The 25,624-nt window shown below is 58.6% G+C and carries 25 protein-coding genes and 1 other RNA gene; 8 read left to right on the top strand and 18 right to left on the bottom strand.

The features are described 5' to 3' along the window. Positions 1–3: 3 nt before the first annotated feature. Both BDE40_RS15430 and BDE40_RS15435 read right to left on the bottom strand, forming a co-directional pair. Positions 4–1,905 (bottom strand): extracellular solute-binding protein, encoded by a 1,902-nt coding sequence (locus BDE40_RS15430; RefSeq protein ID WP_134016048.1) that lies wholly within the window; start codon positions 1,903–1,905, stop codon positions 4–6. 172 nt (positions 1,906–2,077) lie between these two features. Continuing rightward, complete coding sequence (locus tag BDE40_RS15435) at positions 2,078–2,602, bottom strand: c-type cytochrome (RefSeq protein ID WP_134016050.1); 525 nt, start codon at positions 2,600–2,602, stop codon at positions 2,078–2,080. 107 nt (positions 2,603–2,709) lie between these two features. Between BDE40_RS15435 and BDE40_RS15440 the strand changes: the two genes are divergently transcribed. Both BDE40_RS15440 and BDE40_RS15445 read left to right on the top strand, forming a co-directional pair. Beyond that, positions 2,710–3,543: a prephenate dehydratase gene (locus BDE40_RS15440; RefSeq protein ID WP_134016052.1), complete on the top strand. Its 834-nt coding sequence runs from the start codon at positions 2,710–2,712 to the stop codon at positions 3,541–3,543. After that, positions 3,536–3,985 (top strand): NUDIX hydrolase, encoded by a 450-nt coding sequence (locus tag BDE40_RS15445; RefSeq protein WP_281275458.1) that lies wholly within the window; start codon positions 3,536–3,538, stop codon positions 3,983–3,985. Before BDE40_RS15440 ends, BDE40_RS15445 begins: the two co-directional genes overlap by 8 nt. Here BDE40_RS15445 and BDE40_RS15450 read toward each other — a convergent pair. From BDE40_RS15450 to nudC, 3 genes are all read right to left on the bottom strand, one after another. Continuing rightward, the gene (locus tag BDE40_RS15450; protein WP_134016056.1) at positions 3,954–4,364 is read right to left on the bottom strand and encodes a GFA family protein; all 411 of its coding nucleotides are present in this window, start codon (positions 4,362–4,364) and stop codon (positions 3,954–3,956) included. The two genes, BDE40_RS15445 and BDE40_RS15450, sit on opposite strands and share 32 nt — an antisense overlap. A 102-nt stretch (positions 4,365–4,466) precedes the next feature. After that, on the bottom strand, positions 4,467–4,949 hold the full coding sequence (locus BDE40_RS15455; RefSeq protein WP_134016058.1) for an SRPBCC family protein: 483 nt from the start codon (positions 4,947–4,949) through the stop codon (positions 4,467–4,469). A 27-nt stretch (positions 4,950–4,976) separates the two neighbouring features. Next, positions 4,977–5,942: an NAD(+) diphosphatase gene (gene nudC, locus BDE40_RS15460; protein ID WP_134016060.1), complete on the bottom strand. Its 966-nt coding sequence runs from the start codon at positions 5,940–5,942 to the stop codon at positions 4,977–4,979. Between the two features lie 92 nt (positions 5,943–6,034). On the opposite strand from nudC, the gene ffs reads away from it, so the two are divergent. The 5 genes from ffs (at position 6,035) to recR (ending at position 9,438) form a co-directional block, all read left to right on the top strand. Next, an RNA gene (gene ffs / locus BDE40_RS15465) (signal recognition particle sRNA small type) lies at positions 6,035–6,133 on the top strand. Positions 6,134–6,199: 66 nt separating this feature from the next. Beyond that, the gene (locus tag BDE40_RS15470) at positions 6,200–6,565 is read left to right on the top strand and encodes a YidH family protein (RefSeq protein ID WP_134016063.1); all 366 of its coding nucleotides are present in this window, start codon (positions 6,200–6,202) and stop codon (positions 6,563–6,565) included. 59 nt (positions 6,566–6,624) lie between these two features. Continuing rightward, positions 6,625–8,358 (top strand): DNA polymerase III subunit gamma/tau, encoded by a 1,734-nt coding sequence (locus BDE40_RS15475; RefSeq protein WP_134016065.1) that lies wholly within the window; start codon positions 6,625–6,627, stop codon positions 8,356–8,358. A gap of 76 nt (positions 8,359–8,434) precedes the next feature. Next, positions 8,435–8,779 carry a YbaB/EbfC family nucleoid-associated protein gene (locus tag BDE40_RS15480; protein ID WP_134016067.1) on the top strand — a complete coding sequence of 115 codons (345 nt, stop codon included), beginning with the start codon at positions 8,435–8,437 and terminating at the stop codon, positions 8,777–8,779. Between the two features lie 62 nt (positions 8,780–8,841). Next, entirely contained in the window at positions 8,842–9,438 is a 597-nt protein-coding gene (gene recR, locus BDE40_RS15485; RefSeq protein WP_134016069.1) for a recombination mediator RecR, read from the top strand. Here the strand turns inward: recR and BDE40_RS15490 are convergent. From BDE40_RS15490 to fdhF, 11 genes are all read right to left on the bottom strand, one after another. Beyond that, positions 9,435–11,081: a peptidoglycan-binding domain-containing protein gene (locus BDE40_RS15490; protein WP_134016071.1), complete on the bottom strand. Its 1,647-nt coding sequence runs from the start codon at positions 11,079–11,081 to the stop codon at positions 9,435–9,437. The genes recR and BDE40_RS15490 overlap by 4 nt on opposite strands. Before the next feature lie 14 nt (positions 11,082–11,095). Then, the gene (locus BDE40_RS15495) at positions 11,096–12,250 is read right to left on the bottom strand and encodes a phenylacetate--CoA ligase family protein (RefSeq protein ID WP_134016073.1); all 1,155 of its coding nucleotides are present in this window, start codon (positions 12,248–12,250) and stop codon (positions 11,096–11,098) included. A gap of 35 nt (positions 12,251–12,285) precedes the next feature. Further along, positions 12,286–13,107 carry an ABC transporter ATP-binding protein gene (locus BDE40_RS15500; RefSeq protein WP_073145747.1) on the bottom strand — a complete coding sequence of 274 codons (822 nt, stop codon included), beginning with the start codon at positions 13,105–13,107 and terminating at the stop codon, positions 12,286–12,288. Between the two features lie 122 nt (positions 13,108–13,229). Beyond that, positions 13,230–14,501, bottom strand: a complete 1,272-nt coding sequence (locus BDE40_RS15505) for an ABC transporter substrate-binding protein (RefSeq protein WP_134016075.1) — start codon at positions 14,499–14,501, stop codon at positions 13,230–13,232. A gap of 52 nt (positions 14,502–14,553) precedes the next feature. Further along, the gene (locus BDE40_RS15510) at positions 14,554–15,630 is read right to left on the bottom strand and encodes a branched-chain amino acid ABC transporter permease (protein WP_134016077.1); all 1,077 of its coding nucleotides are present in this window, start codon (positions 15,628–15,630) and stop codon (positions 14,554–14,556) included. Next, entirely contained in the window at positions 15,630–15,881 is a 252-nt protein-coding gene (locus BDE40_RS15515; protein WP_134016079.1) for a hypothetical protein, read from the bottom strand. Before BDE40_RS15515 ends, BDE40_RS15510 begins: the two co-directional genes overlap by 1 nt. Before the next feature lie 2 nt (positions 15,882–15,883). Then, a complete protein-coding gene (locus BDE40_RS15520; RefSeq protein ID WP_134016081.1) occupies positions 15,884–16,870 on the bottom strand; it encodes a branched-chain amino acid ABC transporter permease in 987 nt (328 codons plus the stop codon). Positions 16,871–16,890: 20 nt separating this feature from the next. After that, positions 16,891–17,409: a hypothetical protein gene (locus tag BDE40_RS15525; RefSeq protein ID WP_134016082.1), complete on the bottom strand. Its 519-nt coding sequence runs from the start codon at positions 17,407–17,409 to the stop codon at positions 16,891–16,893. Next, positions 17,402–18,223: an ABC transporter ATP-binding protein gene (locus tag BDE40_RS15530; RefSeq protein WP_073145733.1), complete on the bottom strand. Its 822-nt coding sequence runs from the start codon at positions 18,221–18,223 to the stop codon at positions 17,402–17,404. The genes BDE40_RS15525 and BDE40_RS15530 overlap by 8 nt, the downstream gene beginning before the upstream one ends. Positions 18,224–18,278: 55 nt before the next feature. Then, complete coding sequence (locus BDE40_RS15535) at positions 18,279–20,240, bottom strand: AMP-binding protein (RefSeq protein WP_246030480.1); 1,962 nt, start codon at positions 20,238–20,240, stop codon at positions 18,279–18,281. A 266-nt stretch (positions 20,241–20,506) separates the two neighbouring features. After that, positions 20,507–23,272 carry a formate dehydrogenase subunit alpha gene (gene fdhF / locus BDE40_RS15540; RefSeq protein ID WP_134016084.1) on the bottom strand — a complete coding sequence of 922 codons (2,766 nt, stop codon included), beginning with the start codon at positions 23,270–23,272 and terminating at the stop codon, positions 20,507–20,509. Positions 23,273–23,443: 171 nt separating this feature from the next. Between fdhF and BDE40_RS15545 the strand changes: the two genes are divergently transcribed. Continuing rightward, positions 23,444–24,490 carry a saccharopine dehydrogenase gene (locus tag BDE40_RS15545; protein WP_134016086.1) on the top strand — a complete coding sequence of 349 codons (1,047 nt, stop codon included), beginning with the start codon at positions 23,444–23,446 and terminating at the stop codon, positions 24,488–24,490. Here BDE40_RS15545 and BDE40_RS15550 read toward each other — a convergent pair. Both BDE40_RS15550 and BDE40_RS15555 read right to left on the bottom strand, forming a co-directional pair. Continuing rightward, on the bottom strand, positions 24,487–24,846 hold the full coding sequence (locus tag BDE40_RS15550; RefSeq protein ID WP_246030481.1) for a DUF3775 domain-containing protein: 360 nt from the start codon (positions 24,844–24,846) through the stop codon (positions 24,487–24,489). The genes BDE40_RS15545 and BDE40_RS15550 overlap by 4 nt on opposite strands. A gap of 33 nt (positions 24,847–24,879) precedes the next feature. Then, positions 24,880–25,611: an SDR family NAD(P)-dependent oxidoreductase gene (locus tag BDE40_RS15555; protein WP_134016088.1), complete on the bottom strand. Its 732-nt coding sequence runs from the start codon at positions 25,609–25,611 to the stop codon at positions 24,880–24,882. Positions 25,612–25,624 lie beyond the last annotated feature (13 nt).

Raw genomic sequence — 25,624 nt, forward strand, 5'->3', positions numbered from 1 at the left:
CCTCTAGAGGGCGCCTTTTGCCTTCAAGGCCGCAGCCTTGTCGGCGTTATACCACCAAAAATCCAGATGACCCAAGGCCAGTGGCGGCAATTTTTCCGGATGCTCGAACATGTCGTAATATGCGACCCAGAACGTGTCGTTGTACCACGCAGGGATCATGATACGCGCGGCGCGCAAGATACGGTCCGTAGCCCGTACCGCCGCCTGCATCTGGTCCAGCGTCTCGGCGTCCAGCATCTTTTTGATAAGTTCGTCCACGGCAGGTGAGCTATATCCCGACGGGTTGAACAGCGAATACTCCGCGTCTTCCGAGCCAAAACGCTGCGAAATGCCGCTGCCTTCCTCGAAATAGTTGACGTAGCCGTCATAAACCATGTCCCAGTCAAACCCGCGTTCGCGGTTGGTGTACTGGGCGGGGTCCACGCGGGTATATGTCGCTTGAATGCCGATGCGTTTCAAATTTTCGATATAGGGCTGGATCAACCGGTCATAGGCAGGGCTGCCGGACAGGAACTCAAGCTCGAACGGCTTACCGTCCTTTGACAAAATGCCGTTCGCGCCAGCCTCCCATCCTGCTTCGGAAAACAGTTTGTTCGCTTTGCGCAGATTCTTGCGGTCCAGCTGACGCGCGCTGCTTTCATGGGCAACCACGACAGGCTCCGTCAGAACCGACTTGTCTTCCAGCAGATGCTCCACCGATTTCAGATATTCCAACTCCAGCCCTTCGGCCACGCCTTTGGCCTCCAGATCAGTATTTTGCCAGAACGAGTCACGCTGGGCGAACAGCCCGAATTGCAGTGTCTCGTTCGTCCAGGTGAAGTTATACATCAGCTGTAGCGCCTCACGGACCCGCGGGTCGTCGAACTTGTCGCGGCGCAGGTTGAACACCATGCCATAGGCAGGCGGCAAATTACCGTTTGGCAGCTCTGCCTTTACGACGGTGCCATTCTCGATGGCCGGGAAGTCGTAGGCAGTCGCCCACTTCAAAGAGCTGCTTTCGCGGCGAAACGTATACACGCCGCTTTTGAACGCTTCCAATGCGGCTGTGTCGTCCGCGAAATACTCGATGCGGATACGGTCGAAGTTCCAGCGCCCCTTGTTGATCGGCAAGTCCGCGCCCCAGTAGTCGGGGTTGCGCTCGTAGACGATCCTCCGTGGGGGGTCGACATCCATCGGAACGTAAGGACCGGAGCCTATCGCCGCCTTCAGCCGCGGCTCCTTGATGTTGGCGTTGTTTTCCTCGAACCACTTTTTGGAAAACGCAATCGACACGCCCGCTTGGCTGATAAGGCCTTTGCGCGGAATGCCTTCGTTGAAGGTGAACTTGATTCGATGGTCGTCCAGCGCCTCGTAGCTTTTGTAATACTTCGACACGGCCTGCGCGAAAGATGGCAGGCCGTCGGTCAGGAAGGATTTCACGGTAAAGACTACGTCATGAGCGGTCACCGGCGTCCCGTCCGAGAACTTCGCCTCGGGTCGCAGGTTGAAGATCACCCACTCCTGACTTTCGGGGTATTCCAGGGTCTCGCACAGCAGACAATACATGCTGTACGGGTCGTCGTCGACGGAGCCCATCAACCGCTCGTAAGGAAGGCTGGACAACGCGCCGCCACGCCCCTTGCGGCTGAACGGGTTCATGCTGTCAAACGTACCCGGTGCCGATACCGAGACTTCCCCGCCCTTGGGCGCGTCGGGATTCACGTAGTTCAGATGCGGATAATCCGAAGGGTATTTCAGTTCGCCAAAGTCGGAAAAACCGTGCGACTTGATGATCGTCTCGCTTCGAGCCGCTGTCACCGAAGCCATCAAAGCTGCCATCAGGAGCAACCCCGCACCCATCCATTTCAACCGGGCACCGGCATGGGATCGGGATTTTACAAGCGCTTGCGGGTGGCGGTTCTTCATTTGGATCCTCCTGAGACCTGTCATCGTCACGACACTAACCAGTTAATCCAAAAGAAGTCGGATTTGTTCAACAATCAAGGCCGATTGCGCGATTGTGAGCGAAGCGGATCGACTTGAAACGAAAAAGGCCGCCCAATCGGACGGCCTTTCGGAAATCATGTCTACGCCGGACTTAGCCGCCAATTGTCTCGAGATATGCAATCAGGTTCGCGCGGTCGTCGATTTTCTTCAGACCAGCAAAGCTCATCTTCGTGCCCGGAGCATATGCTTTAGGGTTTTCAAGGAACGCTTGCAGCTCTTCCGGGGTCCATGCACCGCCATTACCGGCCAGCACGTCGGAATATCCAAAGTCACCAATAGCGGCAATATCACGTCCAACGACACCATACAGGTGCGGGCCGGTGCCGTTCGCGCCGTCTTCCAGTTTGTGACAGGCTTTGCACTTGGAGAAGACCTTGGAGCCTTTTTCGGCATCGGCTTCAGCCATCACCGCCGCGAAGTCTACTTCTTCGACTTCTTCTTCGACTTCGGCCTCGCCACCTTCAACTTCGATAACATAGGCTTGCTGATGCTCGTCCCCGTGGCCGCCTTCGCCGCCATGGTAGATCAGGTCGGCAGCCCAGCCACCCAGAAGGAACACCAGAAGCGATCCGCAGAGCGCGCCCAGAACTTTGGTCATTGTCATCGTGTCAAACATGTCTGTCTCTCACCCGTTTGGCGTTTCGGCGGTATGTATCGTCTTCCCATACGGTTCTGCAAGGGCTAGACACCGCGACTAAACGCCTTTTTGCGGGAAAATGCACTATGACTCAGAAAATTGCGTTCCAAGGGGAGCTCGGCGCCTATTCTCACGAGGCCTGCGTGCGCGCCCGCCCCGACATGGAGCCGCTGCCCTGCACGACGTTCGAAGAGGTGATCGACGCTGTCCGGTCGGGCAACGCGGCGCTTGCGATGCTGCCTGTCGAGAACACAACTTACGGTCGCGTCGCGGATATTCACCGCTTGCTACCCGAATCCGGCCTGCACATCATCGACGAGGCGTTCGTGCGGGTGCGCATCGCCCTCATGGCTCCCAAAGGCACCTCGCTCGACAGCATCAAAACCGTGCGTGCGCATCTGGTCCTGATCCCGCAATGTCGCGCCTTTCTCGAATCGCATGGCATCCGTGGCGAGGCTGCAGCCGATAGCGCGGGCGCCGCAGCCGAACTTGCCGCGCATCCCGAAGCAGGCATCGGCGTTCTGGCGTCCGAGATGGCCGCCGAAACCCACGGGCTCGAAGTGCTGGCCCACGACATCGAAGATCACGACACCAACACCACGCGCTTCCTGATCATGTCGCCCGAGGCCAACATGACGCGGCGCGGCGACACTCACATGATCACGTCCTTTGTGTTCAACGTCCGCAACATCCCGGCCGCGCTCTACAAGGCGATGGGCGGTTTCGCGACCAACGGCGTCAACATGACGAAGCTGGAAAGCTACATGGTCGACGGCGAATTCACCGCAACGCAGTTCTACGCGGACATCTCCGGCCACCCCGACGACATCGGCGTGCAACATGCGATGGACGAGTTGGAGTTCTTCACCTCCGAAATCAAGATCCTCGGCACCTACCCCGCCGCCTTCGCGCGTGACTGAGCCGCGTCGCCCCAAGCTCGGGGCGATTGCCGTTGTCGTGCACGAAGGTCAAACGCTGCTGGTCCAACGCCGCAACGCGCCGAACGCTGGCCTTTGGGGCTTCCCCGGTGGTCATGTGGAGCTTGGAGAAACCGCGCTGGACGCGGCCTCCCGTGAGTTGCTGGAGGAAACAGGCGTCATCGCGACACCCACTGGCTACCTCACAAACATCGACGTCATTGCGCAAGCCGACGACGGATCGGTGCTACACCACTACCTGCTCGCCGCTGTGCTTTGCACATACGTCTCAGGCGCACCCGTCGCCGGCGACGATGCGATGGACGCCGAATGGGTGCCAGTAGAGGCAGCCCTGTCAGGGGACCGTCCGATGTCGGAAAACGTGGATAAAGTGTTGCGCCTCGCCCTCGACCTTAACCGGACGGTGGCATCTGGGGAAATTTAGGGAGGTCGTCATTGATCCCATGCCACTTCGGAGCGGACGAGACATAGATATGCATCTCCGGCTCAAGGTCGGAACTGTCGTCCAACGCGCCCAGCTTCAACGCGAAAAATGGCTCATGCGCTGGAATGCTCCATAACGGGGTGCCGCAGTTACCACAAAATGCCCGACCAATGGTCCCGCCACTGGTTCCCTCGGATTGAAAGATGGACGGTTGCCCTTGCGTGACCTCCAACCCGTCTTTCGGGGTCAGGGCGACGTAGTTCGGACCTCCGCCCGATGCTTTTTGGCATTTCGTGCAATGGCACATTCCGACACCGATAAACGGCGCGGTGATTTTAAATTGAATAGCGCCACAGGCGCAGCTGCCGGTTCGGGACATTAAGAAACTCCTGCTCGATTGATTCTAAGGGGAGTTATAAATCACGCCTCCTGACAGGTATTGTCAGGAGTGATTTGCTTGACCGCAGAAACTGGGTCACGCTCAGGCGGTAGTTGCACGGAGACCTTTTTTGTATCGGTCTTCCAGATCACTCGCGAAATGGGCGATCCGCGTTTTGTAGCGACGGTTGAGCGTATTCCGCGCCAGTTTGGCCGATTGCATCAGCAAACGGGCAGACAGCGTTTGCGGCCTGACATCCAACTCGATCCGCATCCGCGTGCGGGTCCGAGACATCGCCACAAGTTCCACCAAGAACGTCGCGGCCATGTTCTTTGTCGTTACGTCGAACAGCATCTGGTTGGGGCGGTCATATTCGACCAGCTTCACAACGAAGTCGCGCTTTTTCCCGCGAACGGTCGCGCGGGCTTTCCAAGACAGGCCAACGCCAACTGCGTCCATTTTGTCGGTGCGGGAGACGTCCGCTCCGTGGCGCAGGATCGCGCGTTCAAACCCGTCGAAATCCGACAACATCCCGAAGACGTCGTCGATAGGTATCTCAAGATCTTCCTTCGTGGAAAATTTCATGTCGGCCTGCTCTTGCTTATCTTTTCTTTAGTCTAGTGTATCCCGAAGCCAGTTAAGCAACAGGAAATGCGCGATTGCGCCTTTGCGGGCGGCTTTCATTTTCGGATTGTTGCCCGCAAACGTCTCCATCATCTCTTCGCGGGTGACCCAGATTGCGTCTTCGATTTCCTCAGGGTCGATGGTGATGTCCTTGTTAAGCGCATGACCACGACACCCGAACATCAGTGACGCGGGAAATGGCCAGGGCTGGCTCGACAGATACTCCACCTCTCCCACACGAATGCCCGATTCCTCGAAGGTCTCGCGGCGCACGGCGGCCTCGATGGTCTCCCCCGGCTCCACAAATCCGGCAAGGCAGGAATACATCCCCTCCGGCCATCCCGGAGAACGCCCCATAAGTACCGAATTGCCGAGGGTGACCAACATGATAACCACCGGATCGGTGCGCGGGAAGTGATGCGCACCACAGGCGTCGCAATCGCGCTGCCAGCCCGCCATCGATATCGTGCTTTTCGCGCCGCAACGGGCGCAATATCCGTGTGTCTCATGCCAGCTGCCAATGGCCTTTGCAGCTGTAATCAACTCTGCGTCGCGCGGGGTCATATGTGTCATGATCGCCCGTAATTCCGAGAACCGTTCGTCGTCGGGCAATCCTGGAAAGTGCTGCTCGGACGGATCAAGAAACTGGTTCAGCGTGTCCAAATTCTCGTCCGGCTCCCAGCCGGATATGTCACGCGCAAACCGTGCAACCCCGTCGTCCAGCCCCAAGAAGATCGGTGCCTCGTCCGCCTCGGAAAAAATCGGATGGTTTGCAGATTGCCATGCAGGACGGTTACGCTCTTCGCCGCCAATCAACGGCTTACCTCGCCAAACGGGCAAAACACCCGTGTCCGGATTGTCCAACAATGCGCTCAACGCATCCGTATCGCCCCGCAAATGTGCCGCGCGATCCAGTCCGGAGCCGCCAAAGGTAACCGTTTCCGCAAGTTTCACCGTAAGTCCCTCGTTTGATTGCTCCGCTTCTGGCACGGGAATACAAAGTTGGCAAACCTTGCGTTCGCGAGAATCTGTGCCTATATCGGGCTTGAGGGGTTGGCGCGGGCAAGTGCCTCGCCAACCTGGTCAGATCCGGAAGGAAGCAGCCACAACGAGCCCCACTTGGGTCGATGTCCAACCTCTCACCCAGCGCGCCTGATCTATGGTGCGCTTTCTTCTTTCCATCACCGCGCGAAGCCCTATCCTTGCCAACTATGAGCAAAGACAACCAAGAACTCGCGGAAGAACGTACCAACTGGGCCGAAGATCGCACAATTCTGGCCAACGAACGCACCTTCGCCAGCTGGATGGGCACGGGACTTGGCGCGGTTGGCGTCGCCATCGGCCTGAAAGCCGTGTTCGGCGATTTCGAGCCCACATGGGCCGCCAAGGTCGTGGCCTCCATGTTCCTGATCGTGGCAATCTCGATCTTCTGGGGCGCACAGCGACAGGCCACCAAAACATGGAATCGCCTCAACGACACCGATGCGGAGGCGACCCCAAGCCGGAATTTCCGCGTCATCGCCATCCTGATGAGCCTCGCATCCGCCGCCGTGGGCGCGGTACTGTGGAGTCTCTAGTGGACCTTGAGAGCCGCGCGAATTAGGGTCTGGGGCGCACCCGAATCCAAGGAACTCCCATGACTGAAACGACCAGCGGCGGCTATCAGGTTCTGGCGCGGAAATACCGCCCTGCGACATTCGCCGACCTGATCGGTCAGGACGCCATGGTGCGCACCCTAAAGAACGCCTTCGACGCGGGCCGCATCGCGCAGGCCTTCATCATGACGGGCATTCGCGGCACCGGCAAAACCACCACCGCGCGGATCATCGCCAAGGGCATGAACTGCACCGGCGCGGACGGCACCGGCGGCCCGACGACAGAGCCATGTGGGGTCTGCGACAACTGCGTTGCCATCGCCGAAGGCCGCCATGTCGACGTGATGGAAATGGACGCCGCCTCGCGCACCGGCGTGGGCGACATCCGCGAAATCATCGACTCGGTGCATTACCGCGCCGCCTCCGCCCGCTACAAAATCTACATCATCGACGAGGTGCACATGCTCTCCACCTCCGCCTTCAACGCCCTATTGAAGACGCTGGAGGAGCCGCCCGAGCACGTCAAATTCATCTTCGCCACCACGGAAATCCGTAAGGTTCCAGTCACCGTCCTGTCCCGCTGCCAGCGCTTCGATCTGCGCCGCATCGAGCCGGAGGTGATGATCGCCCACCTGCAATCCATCGCCGCCAAGGAGAACGCCGAAATCGCCGAGGACGCGCTGGCGCTGATCACCCGCGCCGCCGAAGGCTCCGTCCGCGACGCCATGTCCCTGATGGATCAAGCCATCAGCCACGGCGCGGGCGAGACCACAGCGCCGCAAGTTCGCGCCATGCTCGGCCTCGCCGACCGTGGCCGCGTGCTGGACCTGTTCGACATGATCATGAAGGGCGACGCCGCAGGCGCTTTGCAGGAACTGTCCTCGCAATATGCTGACGGCGCCGACCCCATGGCCGTGCTGCGCGATCTGGCCGAGATCACCCACTGGGTCAGCGTCATCAAGATCACGCCCGAGGCCGCAGACGATCCCACCGTCGGCCCTGACGAGCGGACCCGCGGCGCCCAAATGGCTGAGGCCCTGCCGATGCGCGCCATGTCCCGCATGTGGCAGCTCTTACTCAAGTCCCTTGAGGAAGTCGCCAGCGCCCCCAACGCCATGATGGCCGCCGAAATGGCAATCATCCGCCTGACCCACATGGCCGACCTGCCCTCGCCCGAGGAACTCGTGCGCAAGCTGCAAGACACGCCGCCCCCGCCTACGCCACCCGCAGGCACCACCGCCCCACAAGGCGGCATGACCACCGCACGGGCGCAAACCCAAACGGTAAGCGCAGGCGGCGGCACCTCCGCCGCGCTGGACCTGTCGGCGGAAACCGCGCTGGCGCATTATCCCACCTTCAATCACATCGTCGGCCTGATCCGCGCCAACCGCGACGTCAAGCTGCTGGTGGAGGTCGAAGGCTACGTGCAGCTCGCCCACTACTCCCCCGGCCGCATCGAATTTGTCCCCACCGACGACGCCCCCCGCGACCTCGCCGCCCGTCTTGGCGCGCGGCTGCAGCAATGGACCGGTCAACGCTGGGCCGTCACCTTGGTCAACGAAGGCGGCGCCCCCACGCTGGCTGCCGAACGCGACGCAGAGGCCAACGCGCTCAAGGCCGAAGCTCACGAACACCCGCTGATGCAGGCCACGCTCCAAGCGTTCCCAAGCGCCAAGATCATCGAAATCCGCACCGCCGCAGACTTGATCCAGGAAGCCGCCGTCGAAGCGCTTCCCGTAGTGGAAGACGAATGGGACCCGTTCGAGGACGACTAGTCACAGCCGCTTGTGGCCCCTATATGCCCTCTGTCATAAGCACCCCGAATACGATTTCTCAACTGGAGACACTCAGATGCTCAAAGGACTAGGCAGCCTCGGCGATATGGCCGGAATGATGAAAAAAGCCAAAGAGATGCAGGACAAGATGACCCAAATGCAGGAAGACCTGCAAAACATCGAAGTCCAAGGCGAAAGCGGCGCAGGTTTGGTCAAGGCCACAGCCACCGCCAAAGGCATCCTGACCGGCCTCGATATCGACCCGTCGATCTTCCACCCCGACGAAAAGGAAGTCGTCGAAGACCTGATCCTCGCCGCTATCAAAGATGCGCAATCCAAAGCCGCCGCCAAGGCCGAAGCCGAAATGAGCAAGCTCACCGAAGAAATGGGCATTCCCGCCGGAATGAAACTCCCCTTCTAACTTATCATTGCTTCAAAAATACCTCCGCCGGAGGCTCCGACAGCAACACAAGGCGCGCCCGTTTGAGTAGCACGAAAGACATCGACGCCCTGATCGAAATGATGGCCAAGCTCCCCGGGCTTGGCCCCCGCTCGGCCCGTCGCGCGGTGTTGCATATGATCAAGAAACGCGCGCTGCTGATGATCCCGCTCTCCGACACGTTGCAAAACGTCGCCGCCACCGCGCGCGAATGCCTCAACTGCGGCAATATCGGCACGTCGGACGTCTGCGATATCTGCACCTCCCACAAGCGCGCCAATGGCGAGATTTGCGTCGTCGAAGACGTGGCCGATCTCTGGGCGATGGAGCGCTCCGGCGTCTTCAAGGGCCGCTATCATGTGCTCGGCGGCACGCTCTCCGCACTGGATGCCGTCGGCCCCGAAGAACTCCGCATACCCAAGCTGATGACCCGCATCGCAGACGAGCACATCACCGAGGTGATCCTCGCCCTTAACGCCACAATCGACGGTCAAACCACTGCCCATTATATCGCCGGAGAGCTCGAAACACGCGGGGTCGCCGTCACGTCCCTCGCCCAAGGCGTCCCCATCGGGGGGGAGCTCGACTATCTCGACGACGGCACAATCTCAGCCGCCCTGAAAGCCCGCAAAGCGCTCTAACGCAGCACCGAATCCGCCAAGAGCCGCACCAGCGTTTGCTGGTTCAGGAACCCCGTGCGCGGTAGGTTCCGCGCCTCTTGATACCGTCTGATCGCACGGCGGCTGTCATCATCAAATACCCCGTCCACCGCACCGGGTTTCAATCCCAGTGACTCCAGACGATCCTCGACCAATCTCCGCGTCGTGCCGTTCAACCCCAGCCGTTCCTCGTTGCGTTGCGCCGCCTCCAGCGCGCCCGCGTTCTTGGCCTCGAATTCCAGCTCGGCAATCTTCGCGCGGGCTTGCTCGACAAACGCCCCCTCGGGGTTTGCCTGCACATAGCCTTCATAGGCCGCAAGCGACCCTACCGACTCAGCCGCATCCCAAGCCGCACGATCCTGCTCTGCCGCCGCAGCGCGTCGCGCCTCTTCAAACGGCTCTAACCGCGCGGTGGCTATTTCGGCAAAAACGCCATCAGGATAGCGCTCCAGATAGGCGCGCAGCCCGGTCTCGTCACCACCCTGACCAGTCGCCCGCCAATAGGCACGGTCTTTGCGTTCCAGTTCAATCTTGCGCTTCTCGGCCTCAATTTCCAATTCCTGCGCCCGGCGGTCCGCCTGCGCGCCCAGCCGTTCAATCTGCGATTGCGTCACGAAGCCCGTCGCAGTTTCGCCATTCACATTCTGCCATTTGCGGATCGCGGCCCGCGAGCCTCGCCCGAAAATCCCGTCGATGCCCTTGGGGTCATATTCCAGCAGCGACAATGCCCGCTGAATTTCCCGCCGCCTGTCCCGGCTCAGATTCAGCGCCTTTTCACCTTGCTCTGCCAACAGCAGTGGCTGTGCTTTGATCTTGTCGACCTCGGCCCGCGCGTCAGCCGCAAACAGCCCGTCAGGATGGCGCTTCAGATACGCTTCAAACGCGTCCATCGTGCCAATGTCCTGAGTCACCTTCCAAAACGCTTTCTGCTCTGCATCAGGGTCGGCTTTCGCAACAACAGGTGGCGCTACGCCGTCACTTGGCAGGAACGGCACCAACGGGGCCACGAACCCCGAACCGGTCAAACTCGGCCACGCATTCAGCGCATTGGCGATCGATTGTCCCTTCACGCCCAAAGCATCCTTGGCGAAATCTGCCACATCACCCGAAGGTCCGGTAATGACGCTCACGCCTTGCGGCACGTCCAACCCGTCTAGTCCCGGCTGCACACCCGCACCGAACTCGAACTCCGCGTCTTCCAGTCCAAGCGCAACCACTGCGCCTCCCGGTGCACGGGCCGCAATGTCCATCAGTACGTTCAAAGAAGCCGACTGCGCGGCGACAGCCCCTAAATCCGGCACATCCGCATCCGCGCCGATAAACCAGTTCCCGCTCAAGCTATTCCCGAAATGCCCCGCCAAGGCGATGACGACCCGTCCCGTCCCGTCCACCTTGGCGTTTAGCTCGGACACCAGTCCCGCCAACGCCTCAGACGTAAGATCCGAGCCGCTCAGCACCTCGAACCCCGCCTCTTCCAGCGGCGCAACCGCATCCAGCATCTCGTCCGCCGCGTTCAAATCGCGCCCGTTGGCATAGTCCTCGTTGCCGACGACAAGGGCCACATCCCCCGCCCAAACCGGCACCGACATCATCAAAAAGGCGGCGAGGCTGGCACGAAGTTTCATGGCAAAATCCTTATCTAATCGTAGCTGCGTTGGTCCTCGATCACGAGGCCATCGTTGGGCAGGCTGCCCACAGGGACAACGTCCACCGCGCCTTTTAGTTTCAAAACATCTGCAACCGAGACGGCGTAAGCTTCCGCATCCCCGCCTTCAGCCTCGATCAAAACGCGCATCGTGTCCATCTCGCCGTCACGGGCGGCAACAACCCGCGCACGGGCAATCTCGGGGTGTTTTGCCACCAGATCGGCGACCTGTTCAGGCCGCACGAACATGCCCTTGATCTTGGTCGTCTGGTCCGCGCGCCCCATCCATCCCTTGATGCGCATGTTGGTCCGCCCGCAAGGCGACACGCCAGACATCACTGCGCTCATGTCACCGGTGCCAAACCTTATCAGCGGATAATCAGGGTTCAGCGAGGTCACAACGATCTCACCCACTTGGCCCTCGGCCACAGGGTTCCCCGTGCCGGGCGTCACGATCTCCACGATCACGCCTTCATCGACGATCATCCCTTCCATCGCGTCAGTTTCATAGGCGATATGCCCCAGATCGGCAGTCGCGTAGCATTGTAAACATGAAATCCCGCGATCCGCGTAAGCCTGCCGCAGCGACGGGAACAACGCCCCGCCCGACACCGCCGCCTTGGTGAAGCCCAAGGCTTCGCTCATTTCGTCGGCTTTCTCCAAAATCACGTTCAGATAATCCGGCGTCCCCGCATAGGCCGTCGCACCCACGTCCTTGGCTGCCCGCACCTGCAGTTCGGTCTGGCCAGTGCCAGCCGGCAAAACCCGCGCCCCAACGGCCCGCGCGCCATTCTCGAACATCATCCCCGCAGGTGTCAGGTGATAGCCAAAGCAGTTCTGCACCACGTCATCACGGCCAATCCCGCAGGCATGCAAGAACCGCCCAAAACGCCACCAGTCATGGGATACTCCGCCCGGCTCGTAAATCGGCCCGGGCGACTGAAACACATGCGCCACGTCGCCCACCTGCATCCCGCCAAACGGCGGCTGTGCCTTCTGTTTCGCCGACAGATCCGACTTGCGCAACACCGGCAGGCCAGCCAACTCCGCCACCCCCCCCAGCTTCACCCCAAGTGCGTCCAAAGCCGCCAAATGAGCCGCCTCGCGCGCATCCGCGCTGCGGGTCTCCAGATCGTCATAGAATCCCACGTCACGTCTCCATTTGGTTAAAAATACTCAAAAAGCTACGACAGCCACCGCTTGCGGCGCCGGTAGCTGCGCACATCGCGGAACGACTTGCGCCCTTCATCCGACATGCCAAGGTAGAACTCCTTCACATCCGGATTCTCCCGCAACTCAGCCGCAGGCCCGTCCATCACCACGCGGCCAGATTCCAGAATATACCCGTAATGCGCAAAGCGCAGCGCCACGTTGGTGTTCTGCTCGGCCAGCAGGAAGGACACGCCTTCCTTTTCATTCAGCGATTTCACGATGCCGAAAATCTCTTCCACAAGTTGCGGGGCCAACCCCATCGACGGCTCGTCCAGCAGGATGGTTTCCGGCTTGGCCATCATCGCGCGGCCAATCGCAACCATTTGCTGCTCCCCGCCAGACGTATACCCCGCCTGCGACGTCCGACGCTCCCGCAAACGCGGGAAATACGCATAGACCTTTTCCAAATCAGCCGCCACAGCCCCGCGCCCGTCAGAGCGCGTATAGGCCCCCGTCATCAGGTTTTCCTCGACGGTCAGGTGCTCAAAACAGTGACGCCCCTCCATCACCTGAATAACCCCGCGCTTCACCATATCCGCCGGGTCCAAACCAGCAATATGGTCGCCGCGATAAATGATCGAGCCCTTGGTGACTTCGCCACGTTCCGAATGCAGCAGGTTCGACACGGCCTTCAGCGTCGTCGACTTGCCTGCGCCATTGCCGCCCAGAAGCGCCGTAATCCCGCCTTGCGCCACCTTCAGGGACACGCCCTTCAGCACCAGAATGACGTGATTATAAATCACCTCGATGTTGTTGACCTCCAAGAGGGTCTCGGTTTTGGAACCATCCAGCATTTCAACATCCCATTAAGGTTAACACGGCCCGCGTCTTCATACGGAGCGTCGTAGTTTCATCTTGGCAAAAATATTCAAATTCCCCGGCCCGCCACGACAGCGGGCCGGAGATATATCACGACTTACTTACAGCCAGCTTCGATACCGGCTTCCGCTGCAAACGCGGCGCTGTCTTCGTCGATCAACGGTTGGATCACGTCTTGGTCGGATCCTTCATAGCCCGTGATCAACGACCACTTCTTCGCCGCCGCATCCCATTGCGCCACAGCGCCAAGGCCGTTGCCACCGTGGTTCTGGCAGGACACTTTGAACTCCGGACCAAAGCCCGGCAGGCCGATCTCAGCCATTTTGGCTTCGGTCATCTCCAAAGCTTCCATGCCATCGCGCATCATCGCAGGGGTCAGGTTTTTCTCGCCCGATAGCTCTTGCGCCGTCTTGGCAGCCTCGGCAGCCAACATCGCCGCGTACATACCACGGTTATACAGCGCCGTGCCAAGCTGGTCGCCCGCACCCGCGGCTTTCCCCGCATCGACCACGTATTTGCGCAGGTCTGCATATACCGGATAGTCGTCGCCCAGGTTGTGGAAGGTCAGCGCTTTGTAGCCATTGGCGCGGTCACCCGCTGGCAGCACGTCATTCTCCGAGCCGGACCACCAGATGCCGATGAAGTTTTCCATCGGGTAACGGATGTTCGCCGCTTCCTGAATCGCCACTTGGTTCATAACGCCCCAGCCATACATGATGACATTGTCAGGCTTCTGCTGGCGGATCTGCAGCCATTGCGACTTCTGCTCCTGACCGGGGTGATCCACCGGCACCAGCATCAGCTCGAAGCCATGCTTCTTCGACAGCTCTTCCAGCGTGCGGATGGGCTCCTTGCCATAGGCAGAGTTGTGGTAAACAAGTGCGATCTTCTTACCCGAGATGTCGCCTTGGCTCATGATGTGGTTCACAGCATGCGACGCGCCATCCCAATAGTTGGCTGGGTAGTTGAACACGTTGGAGAAAATCTCGCCGTTCTTCGCCGAGGTCCGGCCATAGCCCATCGTGTGCAGCGGGATGCCGTCCGCGGTCACTTTCGGGATCAGCTGGTAGGTGATGCCGGTCGACAGCGGTTGATAGATCAACGCGCCCTCGCCCTTGGTCGCCTCGTAGCACTCCACACCCTTCTCGGTGTTGTAGCCGGTCTCGCATTCGATGACCTTGGCCGGAACGCCGCCGATACCGCCGTCACGTTCGTTCAGCAGGGTGAAGTAGTCCTCATAGCCGTCCGCGAACGGGATGCCGTTGGCCGCGTAGGGGCCGGTGCGGTAAGACAGCGACGGGAACACAAGGTCCGCCATCACCGGGCTGGCTGCCATCACGGCTGCCACTGCAAGTGTTGTTAGTTTCATCTTTAGTATCCTCCCTTGGATTTCAAAGTAGGCGGGTCTCCCCGCCAAACCGCTAATGCGGAAACGGCCAGAGCCGTAGTTTCTCTTTCGCGACCCGCCAAAGCTGCGCCAGCCCGTGCGGTTCCAGAATCAGGAACACGATAATCAGGCCACCGGACACGATAAACTGCAAGTGCGCAGCCAGATCGGTGGGCCAGCCCAGCATGCCGACAAACACGTTTTTCAGGAACACCGGCAGTAGCACCATGAACGCCGCGCCCGCGAACGATCCGAAGATCGAGCCAAGCCCGCCGATAATCACCATGAACAGAACCAGAAACGACTTGTCGATCCCGAAGCTTTCACCCACTTCCGCCGCGCCCAGATAGACGCTGAAGAACAGCGCGCCCGCGATGCCGATGAAGAAGCCCGACACGGCAAACGCCGTCAACTTGGCCATCATCGGGTTCACCCCGATAATCTCGGCGGCGATATCCATGTCGCGGATCGCCATCCACTTCCGGCCGATCGAGCCGCGCGTCAGGTTGCGCGCGATCAACGCCGCCAGTGTCACGAAGATCAGGCAGATCATGTATTTGGCCCAAGCCTCGGTGTTTGGCCCTGTCACGATAATCCCGAACACACTGCGTTCTGGTGACGAAATCTGCCCCGAGGCCGAATAGTTATAAAACCACGGAACCTTGTTGAACAGCCACACCAGAAAGAACTGCGCGGCCAGTGTCGCCACCGCCAGATAGAACCCTTTGATGCGCAAACTTGGCAGGCCAAAGATCGCCACAACCCCCGCCGTCACCAGTCCGGCCAGCGGCACGTGGATCAGCATCGACACTTCTGGAAATGCCGTCATCAGCTTGTAGACCGCATAGGCCCCGACAGCCATGAATGCCCCCGTCCCAAGGCTCACCTGTCCGCAATATCCGGTCAGGATGTTCAGCCCGATCGCCGCCGTGGCGTAGATCAGGAACGGCACAAACACCGCGTTCGCCCAGTAGTCGTTGATGAAGAACGGGATGACCAGATAGGCCACCGCCAACACCAGATAATAGCGATACCGGTCAAATTTGATCGGGAAGGTTTGGCTATCTTCTGGATAGCTGACCTTGAAGTCACCTGCTTCACGGTAGAACATTAGGTCGCTCCCTCTTCATTTTCCCGCAGGTGTTCCGGTACGCGGTTGCGCGGTTTGGCATAGCCGGTGGCCTCGGAGTGGCGCACCAGTTGCAGGTAGGTGAACAGCCCTACCCCTGCGCCCAGCACCGCCAGAACGCCCGCGACCATCATCTGCGTGGTGTTCCCGACGTCGGCGCTCAGCGCCAGATATCCGAAGGCCCAGAAGCCCGACCACGCGATGACATTCAAAATCGCAATCACCTTGCTCATGCTCACACCCTTTCGATGATCTTCTCGCCGAACAGCCCTTGCGGGCGGAACACGAGGAACAACAGGGCCAGCACATAGGCGAACCAGTTCTCGGTCGCGCCACCGACCATCGGGCCGATCAGGAATTCGAACAGTTTCTCACCCACTCCGATAATCAACCCTCCGACAATCGCACCGGGGATCGAGGTGAACCCGCCCAGCATCAGCACCGGCAGCGCCTTCAAGGCAATCAGCGACAGCGAGAATTGCACGCCGGACTTGGCGCCCCACATGATGCCCGCGACCAAGGCGACGAAGCCCGCGATGGACCAAACCAGAACCCAGATGAAGTTCAGCGAAATCCCGACCGACAAGGCCGCTTGGTGGTCATCCGCCACAGCCCGCAAGGCACGGCCCTGCTTGGTGTATTGCGAGAAGATGATCAGCGCCGCCACGAGGAAAACCGCCACAATCGTGGCCGAGATATCGAGGTTGTCGATGAAGAACCCGTAGCCGAACGCCTCGAATGTGGTGACGTCGATCCACTCGTTGATCCCTTGCGGCAGACCCACATCAAGTTTCTTGATGTCGGAGCCCCACATCAGATCGCCCACCCCCTCAAGGAAGTATGCCAGCCCGATGGTCGCCATGAACAGAATGATCGGCTCTTGGTTGACCAGATGCCGGAAGATATATCGCTGCACCAGCCACGCGAATATCACCATGACTCCGGCAGTCAGGATGATCGCCAGCAAGGCAGGTACGTGCCAGCCGAAATGGTGCAACTCGGTCCCGAAGGTCGCGTTGATGATGTGGCTGAACGGTATTTGCCCGTCCATGATCCCCACCAAGGTCAACGCCGCAAACAGCGCCATGACGCCTTGCGCATAGTTGAAGATGCCCGAGGCTTTGAAGATCAGAACGAAGCCCAAGGCCACCAGCGCATAAAGCACACCGGCCATCAGCCCGTTCAGGATAACTTCCATCGCAAAGAGAAACTGCTCAGGCATTGGAGCCTCCATTTAGTGGTTCACGATTCAAGGTCTGTCTCCTCAACGCACATGATGAAGTTGCTGCCCTTGCCGCGCATCGACAACGACACTTCAAGCTTCGGCTCGCGCCAAACAGTGCTGTGCAACACGAAGCCGAGGACGCGATCTTCTATCAGCTCATATCGTCCATCAGCCTGAACTGACTCACCCCAGCTTTGGGACGACTGTGAAAAGCTCGGCGCATCTTGGGGTCCGACATTTATCCAGCACCATTTCGGTGCGCTTGAACGTCCATCCGAGATTGCCAACTTTGCGCTGCCCAGCTGGTAGGTGGTGTAGGTGTCACCGTCGTTTTTGAAATTCTGATACGGTTCTAGTGAGGTCGGTTGATCCAGTGCGACGTTTTCCATCGGCAGCAAACACAGCGCTTCGAACTCTTCCCAAGCCCCGGCCTGCGCGCCGGAGGCGGCCAAAAACACCACCCCTAGCGGTCCGACAACCTGCCCGACGCAAAGCTGACGCATTGCCGACGTTATGCAGACGCCGGTTTTAGTCATGCGCCACACCCAGATAAGCGTCGATCACCTCTTGGTTGTTGCGCACCTCATCCGGTGTCCCGTCGCCGATCTTTTTGCCGTAATCCATCACGACAACACGGTCGCTAAGGTCCATAACCACGCCCATATCGTGCTCGATCAGCGCAATGGTCGTTCCAAATTCATCATTAACATCAAGGATAAAGCGGCTCATGTCCTCTTTTTCCTCGACATTCATCCCCGCCATCGGCTCGTCCAAAAGCAGCAGCTTCGGCTCCGCAGCCAATGCCCGCGCCAACTCCACCCGCTTTTTCAACCCGTAAGGCAATCGGCCCACAGGGGTCTTGCGAATGGCCTGAATTTCCAGAAAATCAATAATCTTTTCAACGACTTCCCGATTTTCCGTTTCTTCTTTCTCGGCCTTGCCCTTCCAGATCATCTGGCTCAGCATCCCCGATTTCATATGCGTCAAGCGACCTGTCATGACGTTGTCCAGAACGCTCATCCCCTCAAACAAGGCGATGTTCTGAAACGTCCGCGCGATCCCCTGCCGCGCCACTTGGTAGGGCCGCATCTGGGGGCGCTTTTTGCCGTGAAACCAAACCTCACCCTCTTGAGGATTGTAGAACCCCGAGATCACGTTCAGCATCGACGACTTACCGGCCCCGTTCGGCCCGATAATGGCGCGAATTTCGCCCTCGTTGATGTCGAAAGAGATATCCTTGATGGCCACCACCCCGCCAAAGCGCAGAGTGATATTTTTCATTTCCATCATGGTGTTACCGATCTTGCGGCCGTCCGCAGTCGTGTAATTTCCACCTGTCAAAGCGTTCATAGGGCTACCTCACGGGATGGCGGGCGGGGCGATGATGAAATCGAGCGTCGCACCGTCATTCCGCCGCTACTTTCCGGATTTCAAAAACACGGGCGTCGCGCACTTCCAGCGTCGCTTTGATCGACCCTTTACGCCCGTCTTCATATGTTACTTCCGTCTCGGTGGAGATGTCCTTCGACCCGTCATAAAGCGCCACGATGATGTCCGCGAACTTCTCTTCAATGATCCGCCGGCGTACTTTCAACGTCCGCGTCAACTCCCCGTCATCCGCATCTAACTGCTTGTGAAGAACAACAAATCTGTGCACCTGACACCCCGACAACATCGGGTCTTCCGCGACGCTCGCGTTCACCTCTTCCACGTGGGACTGCATCGTCGCCAGCACCTCGGGGTGACCGGCCAGTTCCTGATAGCTGGAATAAGCAATGTTGTTGCGTTCCGCCCAGTTCCCCACGGCTGTCAGGTCAATGTTCAAAAACGCGGTGCAGTAGTCTTTGCCGCTACCAAACACGACAGCTTCCAGCACATTCGGGAAAAATTTCAGTTTATTTTCAACGTATTTAGGCGCGAACAGCGACCCGTCAGCCATTTTTCCGACGTCCTTGGCGCGGTCGATTATCCGCAAATGACCGCTCCCTTCTTCGATAAACCCGGCGTCGCCCGTCGCAACCCAGCCTTCCGCGTCCTTGGTCGACGCGGTGCTTTCGTCATTTTTGAAGTAGCGCACAAATACACCCGGCGAGCGGTAGAACACCTCGCCATTGTCGGCGATTTTCAGCTCTACGCCTGGGCTAGGGACGCCAACCGTATCGGACCTAACTTCCCCGTCAGGTTGCTGCGTAATGAATACCGAGGCTTCTGTCTGGCCATAGAGCTGCTTCAGGTTGATCCCCAGCGAACGGTAGAAGTCAAAGATTTCCGGCCCAATGGCCTCGCCCGCCGTGTATCCGACGCGCACCCGCGAGAATCCAAGTGTGTTTTTCAGAGGCCCGTAAACCATCAGCTCACCAAGCTGATACTTCAGCTTGTCCCCAAACCCGACCGGCTTTCCATCCAACAAGTCTGGCCCGACTTTCTTGGCATGCGCCATGAAATGGTGGAACAGCCACTTTTTGAAGCGGCCAGCATCCTCCATCCGGATCATGACATCTGTCAGCTGGGTCTCGAAAACTCTCGGTGGTGCAAAATAATATGTCGGCCCGATTTCGCGCAGATCGCTGTGCATAGTGGCCGGGCTTTCGGGGCAGTTCACACAGAAGCCGGTCCAGAACGCCTGACCGATAGAGAAGATGAAATCGCCAACCCATGCCATCGGAAGGTAGGCGAGAATTTCGTCCTCGGCCCGCAGGTCATCAAACTCGGAAGATGCTTTGGACGTCTCGATGATGTTCCGGTTCGACAGCACCACGCCCTTAGGCTTACCAGTTGTGCCGGATGTATAGAGCATGACGCATGTATCGTCGTAGGTCGGCTTGTCGCGACGGCGGTTAAGCTCGGTACGGTCTCCGTCAGCGCGGCCTTTTTCTTGCAATACCTGATATTTCGTCAGCGCGCTGTGGTCGTATTTACGCATGCCGCGAGGGTCCAGATAGACCATATGCTCGATGCCCGGAAGCTGATCATGCACTTCGAAAACTTTATCAACCTGTTCTTGGTCCTGCGCGATCACAAACCGTGCGCCGCAGTGATCCAAAACATAGGCCAACTCCTCCGCGACTGCGTCTTGGTACAGCGGAACAGGAATGGCGCCGACCATTTCGGCAGCCACGAAGCTCCAATAAAGGTAGGGGCGGTTCCGGCCGATAATCGCAATATGGTCGCCTTCGTTCACACCAAGTGTAAGAAGACCCAGCGCCAAGGCTTCGATCTCTTCCGCAACTTCGGCCCAAGTCCAAGTTTGCCAGATACCAAACTCTTTTTCGCGATATGCTGGCTTGTCGCCATACTTGGCAACATTACGCGCCAGAAGACGAGGTATAGTATCCAGACCAGCCGAAGCAGTTGTTGCGTGAACCAAAATTTCCTCCCAATGCCGGAATGACCGACGGTGAAGCTAAGCGCTTCCTATTGGGGGAATACTGGTCGGCAGGCGTCGCGACGTCAAATGTTTTTTTGAACACTTGTTCAGATAGCGCTATCAACTACCTGAATTCGGCGGGCAACAACTTATATTTAAAAGGCTTTGCAGCATTAGTGGCGAAAAGGCGCACCCATGCCTCCACCATAAAGAGGGCGGGGGCATGGGTGATGTTCGAAAGTCAGAATCAGTCGCTCTGCGGCTGCTTACTCCGCGGGAACAGGTTGATCCGCCTTCTCGACACGAACCGCTGCAAACTTGAATTCCGGAATCTTACCGAAAGGATCGACCGCAGGGTTGGTCAGAATGTTTGCAGCAGCTTCAACATAAGCAAATGGCAGGAACACCATGTCAGGTGCGACCGCACGGTCAGATCGTGCCATGACATTGATTGTGCCGCGCCGCGTAGTCAGTCGCAACATGCCACCTGGCTCTACTCCAAGCTTGCGCAACGTCGACGGGTGCAGTGAACAGTTGGCTTCTGGCTGCAATGCGTCCAACACCGAAGCGCGGCGTGTCATCGACCCTGTGTGCCAGTGCTCCAGTTGGCGACCGGTCGTCAGAATCATCGGATACTCGGCATCAGGTACCTCATCCGGCGCAATGACGTTAGCGGGAGTGAACTTCGCGCGGCCATCAGCTCGCGGGAATCCATCTCCAAACACAATTGGTTGTCCGGGGTCTGTGGGGGAAAGTGACGGATAGGTCACCACACTTTCCCTCTCCAAGCGATCCCACGAAATGTTGTTTAGCGATCCCATATTCAATTTCATCTCGGCAAAGACGTCAGCCGGACCGCTGTAGTTCCAGTCCAAACCAAGACGTTTGGCCAGCTCAACCTCGATCCACCAGTCTTCTTTCGCGTCGCCAGGCGGTGGTAAAGCAGGGCGGCCCATTTGCACCTGACGATTGGTGTTGGTCACGGTGCCGGACTTCTCGGCAAAGGCTGAGGCGGGCAGGATGACATCCGCGAAATTCACGGTCTCAGTCAGGAAGATATCTTGAACGACCAAATGATCCAGTTTCGCCAACGCGTCACGGGCATGCTCCACATCAGGGTCCGACATCGCCGGATTTTCGCCTAGGATATACATCGACTTGATGTCGCCCGCGTGGACCGCATCCAGAATTTCGGTCACAGTCAGGCCCTTCTCGTTCGAGAAGTCTTCCGAACCCCAAACTTCGGTGAAGGCAGAGCGTACACCATCATCCATCACACTTTGATAGTCCGGCAAGAACATCGGCACGAGCCCCGCATCCGACGCGCCTTGCACGTTGTTCTGCCCGCGCAGTGGGTGAAGCCCAGAACCCAGACGACCCACCTGACCCGTCATCAACGCAAGGCTGATCAGGCAGCGGGAATTGTCGGTGCCGTGGATGTGTTGCGAGACACCCATGCCCCAGAAAATCATAGCCGCTTTCGCGCCTGCAAAGGTACGGGCCACGTCGCGCAACATCTCAGGAGAGATACCGCAAATCTCGCTCATCTTCTCCGGAGTGAAACCTGCCAGATGAGCCTTCTCGGCCTCCCAATTCTCAGTATAGGCGTCGATATATTGCTGGTCGTAGAGGCCTTCTTCCACAATCACATGCATGATCGCGTTCAGCATCGACACGTCCGCGCCGGGGCGGAATTGCAGCATGTGGCTAGAATGGCGTTTCAACGCTTGCCCACGCGGGTCCATGACGATCAACTTGCCGCCGCGCTTGGCGAATTGCTTGAAATAGGTCGCGGCGACGGGATGGTTTTCCGTCGGGTTCGCGCCAATGACAATCGCCACATCCGCGTTTTCGATCTCGTTGAACGTCGCGGTGACAGCGCCCGAGCCCACGTTCTCCATCAGCGCCGCAACTGACGACGCATGACAAAGCCGCGTGCAGTGGTCGACGTTGTTGTGACCAAAGCCTTGGCGGATAATTTTCTGGAATAGGTAGGCCTCTTCGTTGGTGCATTTGGCCGACCCGAAGCCAGCGACCTCACGGCCCCGACCTTTCATGCCGCCCGCAGCCATATCCAGCGCCTCGTCCCATGTCGCCTCGCGGAAGAACTCTTGCCAGTTGCCGGGGTCGACGTTCAGCCCCTTGGCTGGAGCGTCGTCGCGACGGATGAGCGGCTTGGTCAGGCGATGGTCATGGTGGATGTAGTCAAAGCCAAAACGGCCTTTAACGCACAGGCGACCTTCATTGGCGGGGCCATTGATGCCGTCCACATATTTGACGTTGCCGTCTTTGACCTTCAGCGAAATCTGGCACCCTACACCGCAGAACGGGCAAACGCTGTCCACTTCACTGTCGAAATCCTTGCTGTCGCCAACCTGATTTTCATCGGTCACCGTCGCAGGCATCAACGCACCGGTCGGGCAGGCTTGCACGCACTCGCCGCAAGCCACGCAAGTGCTGTCGCCCATCGGGTCTGCGAAATCGAAGGTCGGGTAGGAATCGTGACCACGACCCGACATGCCGATCACGTCATTGACTTGAACCTCGCGGCAGGCGCGCACGCACAGGCCGCACTGAATACACGCATCCAAATTCACAGACATCGCCACGTGGCTGTCATCCAGCAACGGGATGCGGCCTTCCTCCAGTTTCGGGAACCGGCTTTCAGACACGCCCTGCATTGCCGCCATATCCCAAAGGTGGGAAGATTTGTCATGCGCCACATCCGGCGCCGGTTGATCCGCGACCAGCATTTCAACGACCATTTTGCGCGCGGTTTCCGCGCGGTTGGAGTTGCTGGTAACGACCATCCCCTCGACAGGTTCGCGAATGCAGGACGCCGCCAAAACCCGCTCGCCTTCGATCTCGACCATACACGCGCGGCAGTTGCCGTCGGGGCGGTATCCGGGTGCCGGTTTGTGACACAGATGCGGGATCACAAGGCCACGGCCATTGGCCACTTCCCAGATCGTCTCGCCCGCTTGGGCCTCTACCTGCTCACCGTTGAGCGTGAATTTGATCGTATCGGTCATTGGCGTGTCTCCCTGCGTACGCCAAGTTAAAGCATCGGGCGGGCAATTTCAGAGCATCATGCGCGACCTCAAACACCGTATTTGCGTCAGCCTGTTTCCCATTGGCGCATGGGGTGGCGCGCATAGACGGCCTCGCGTAAGTCTTAATCTAGCACGAGAAGGGAATCTGACATGACACATCTTTGGGTTCGATCCGAAAGCCGCGACCACGAACAACGGGTCGGCGTGACGCCTGAAGGTGTCAAAGAGCTTATGAACGCAGGGATCAAAGTCACCGTTGAGAAAAGCTCCTCTCGCGCCATTGGTATTGATGGCTATAGGGCGACGGGCTGCGAAATTGCGCCCGAAGGCAGCTGGACCGACGCCCCTCGCGAAGCAATCATTTTCGGCCTCAAAGAGCTGCCCGAAGACGGCACACCTCTGCCACACCACCACATTATGTTCGGTCACGCCTACAAGGGGCAACCCTCGGGCCGCGTGTTGCTGGACCGCTTCAAGGCGGGCGGCGGTACCCTATTCGATTTGGAGTATCTTGTGGGCGAAGACGGCCGCCGCGTTGCTGCGTTCGGATATTGGGCGGGCTATGCGGGGGCGGCAGTCAGTCTGATGTGCTGGATTGCCCAGCAGACCGGAAGCATAGTGGAGCCGGTCGGAGTCTACGCATCATCGAAGGCAATGCAGGAAGACCTGAACGAGCGCATGGCGGCATTTGATGACAAGCGACCTTCGGCCCTGATTATCGGCGCTTTGGGCCGCGTGGGGACGGGTGGTGCCGATCTTTGCACGTCCATGGGATTGCCAGTTACCAAATGGGACATGGCAGAGACCTCGAGCGGAGGTCCGTTCCCCGAGGTTCTGGAACACGACATTTTCCTGAACTGCATTCTCGCGCGCCCCGGAACGCCGGTCTTCGTTCCGGCATCGGCAAAAACAGCTCCGCGCAAACTCTCGGTGATTGGTGATATCGCCTGCGACCCTGACAGCGACTTTTCCCCGATCAAAGTCTATGATCGTGTCACGACGTGGGACGCGCCCGCCCTACGGGTTCACAACGACCCCGTTCTGGATGTGACAGCCATCGACAACTTGCCCTCAATGCTGCCCACCGAAGCTTCCGAAGATTTTTCCAGTCAGTTGTTGTCAAGTCTCCTCACCCTCGACTCGCTGGACGAAGGCGTATGGAGCCGCGCAAAGGCGACCTTTGACGAGCATCTTTAGAGGAGATCTTCTTCTGCATCCGACAGGTCAAAGCCCATCATTTCAGAGCCGTTTTCAAGATGGTCTGCAAGATGAGGGATTCCCAAAAGGTAGTCCTCGGTTGGGCTCACCTTCTCTTGTCGCGCAGTGAGCAATGCCTCGTCCCATTCGCTTGCATCAAAGCTGCCGCGTCCGATCCATGTCAGTGCGACAAGCTCGGCCTGCTCGTCCTCGTTCAAACCATCGATGAACGCGCGAAGTTCGCCCTCTGCGCGGTCGATTTCGTGTGCAAACAAGACAACTTGCGCGACCTTGTGTAGGGAAATGTCCATCGACAATGCTCCTCCGTGTTGATGATCCACTGTAGGCGCCAGCATAGCCGTCTCCCATGATATGGATCAAACAGGAACTCAGGAGAAAATGCGGTAATACAGCCAGTCCGGCAGGAATTGGCTGCCTCTGAATACAAGGCTGAACAGAGTCGGGAAGCTACGTTTGAAACCGCCAGACCTCATATGGTCGAACACGATCTGCGCGGCCTCTTCCGGCTCCATAATGAACGGCATGTTGAAGTCGTTCTTGTCGGTCAGTTGGGTCTTGATAAACCCCGGGTTCACTACCTGCACATCCACGCCCGTTTTGCGTAAGTCGGCATACATGCATTCGGCCAAACTCATGGTGGCCGCCTTGCTCGCTGTGTAACCGATAGAGCCGGGGAGTCCTCTAAATCCGGTCAGGCTAGACGTGATAACGATATGCCCGCAGTCCCGCCGAACCATGTTCGGAACGACTTGCCCCAAGACACGCGCCAAACCAGTGAAATTGATATCGCACATGGCGTTTACCCGATCGGCGTCCCATTCCTTCGCGCCTTGCGGCCAATAAACACCCGCCAGATGCACATATCCGTCGACCTCACCGACTTCCTTAGAAGCGCGGATCACGTCGTCATTTTCGGACACATCAACGGTGACGTAGGACGCCTTCGGACCGATCTCGGACACCGCTTGTTTCAGCCCATCTTCGCCACGAGCAGAGATCACCACTTCGGCTCCGGCCTGCACCAATTTATCAGCCAAAGCACGGCCCAGCCCAGCGGAGGCACCGACCAACCAATATCGTTTCCCGTTAAAATCTCTCATCCGGCGGCTTTCG

The sequence above is a fragment of the Litoreibacter halocynthiae genome (assembly GCF_004365635.1).
Classification (GTDB): domain Bacteria; phylum Pseudomonadota; class Alphaproteobacteria; order Rhodobacterales; family Rhodobacteraceae; genus Litoreibacter; species Litoreibacter halocynthiae.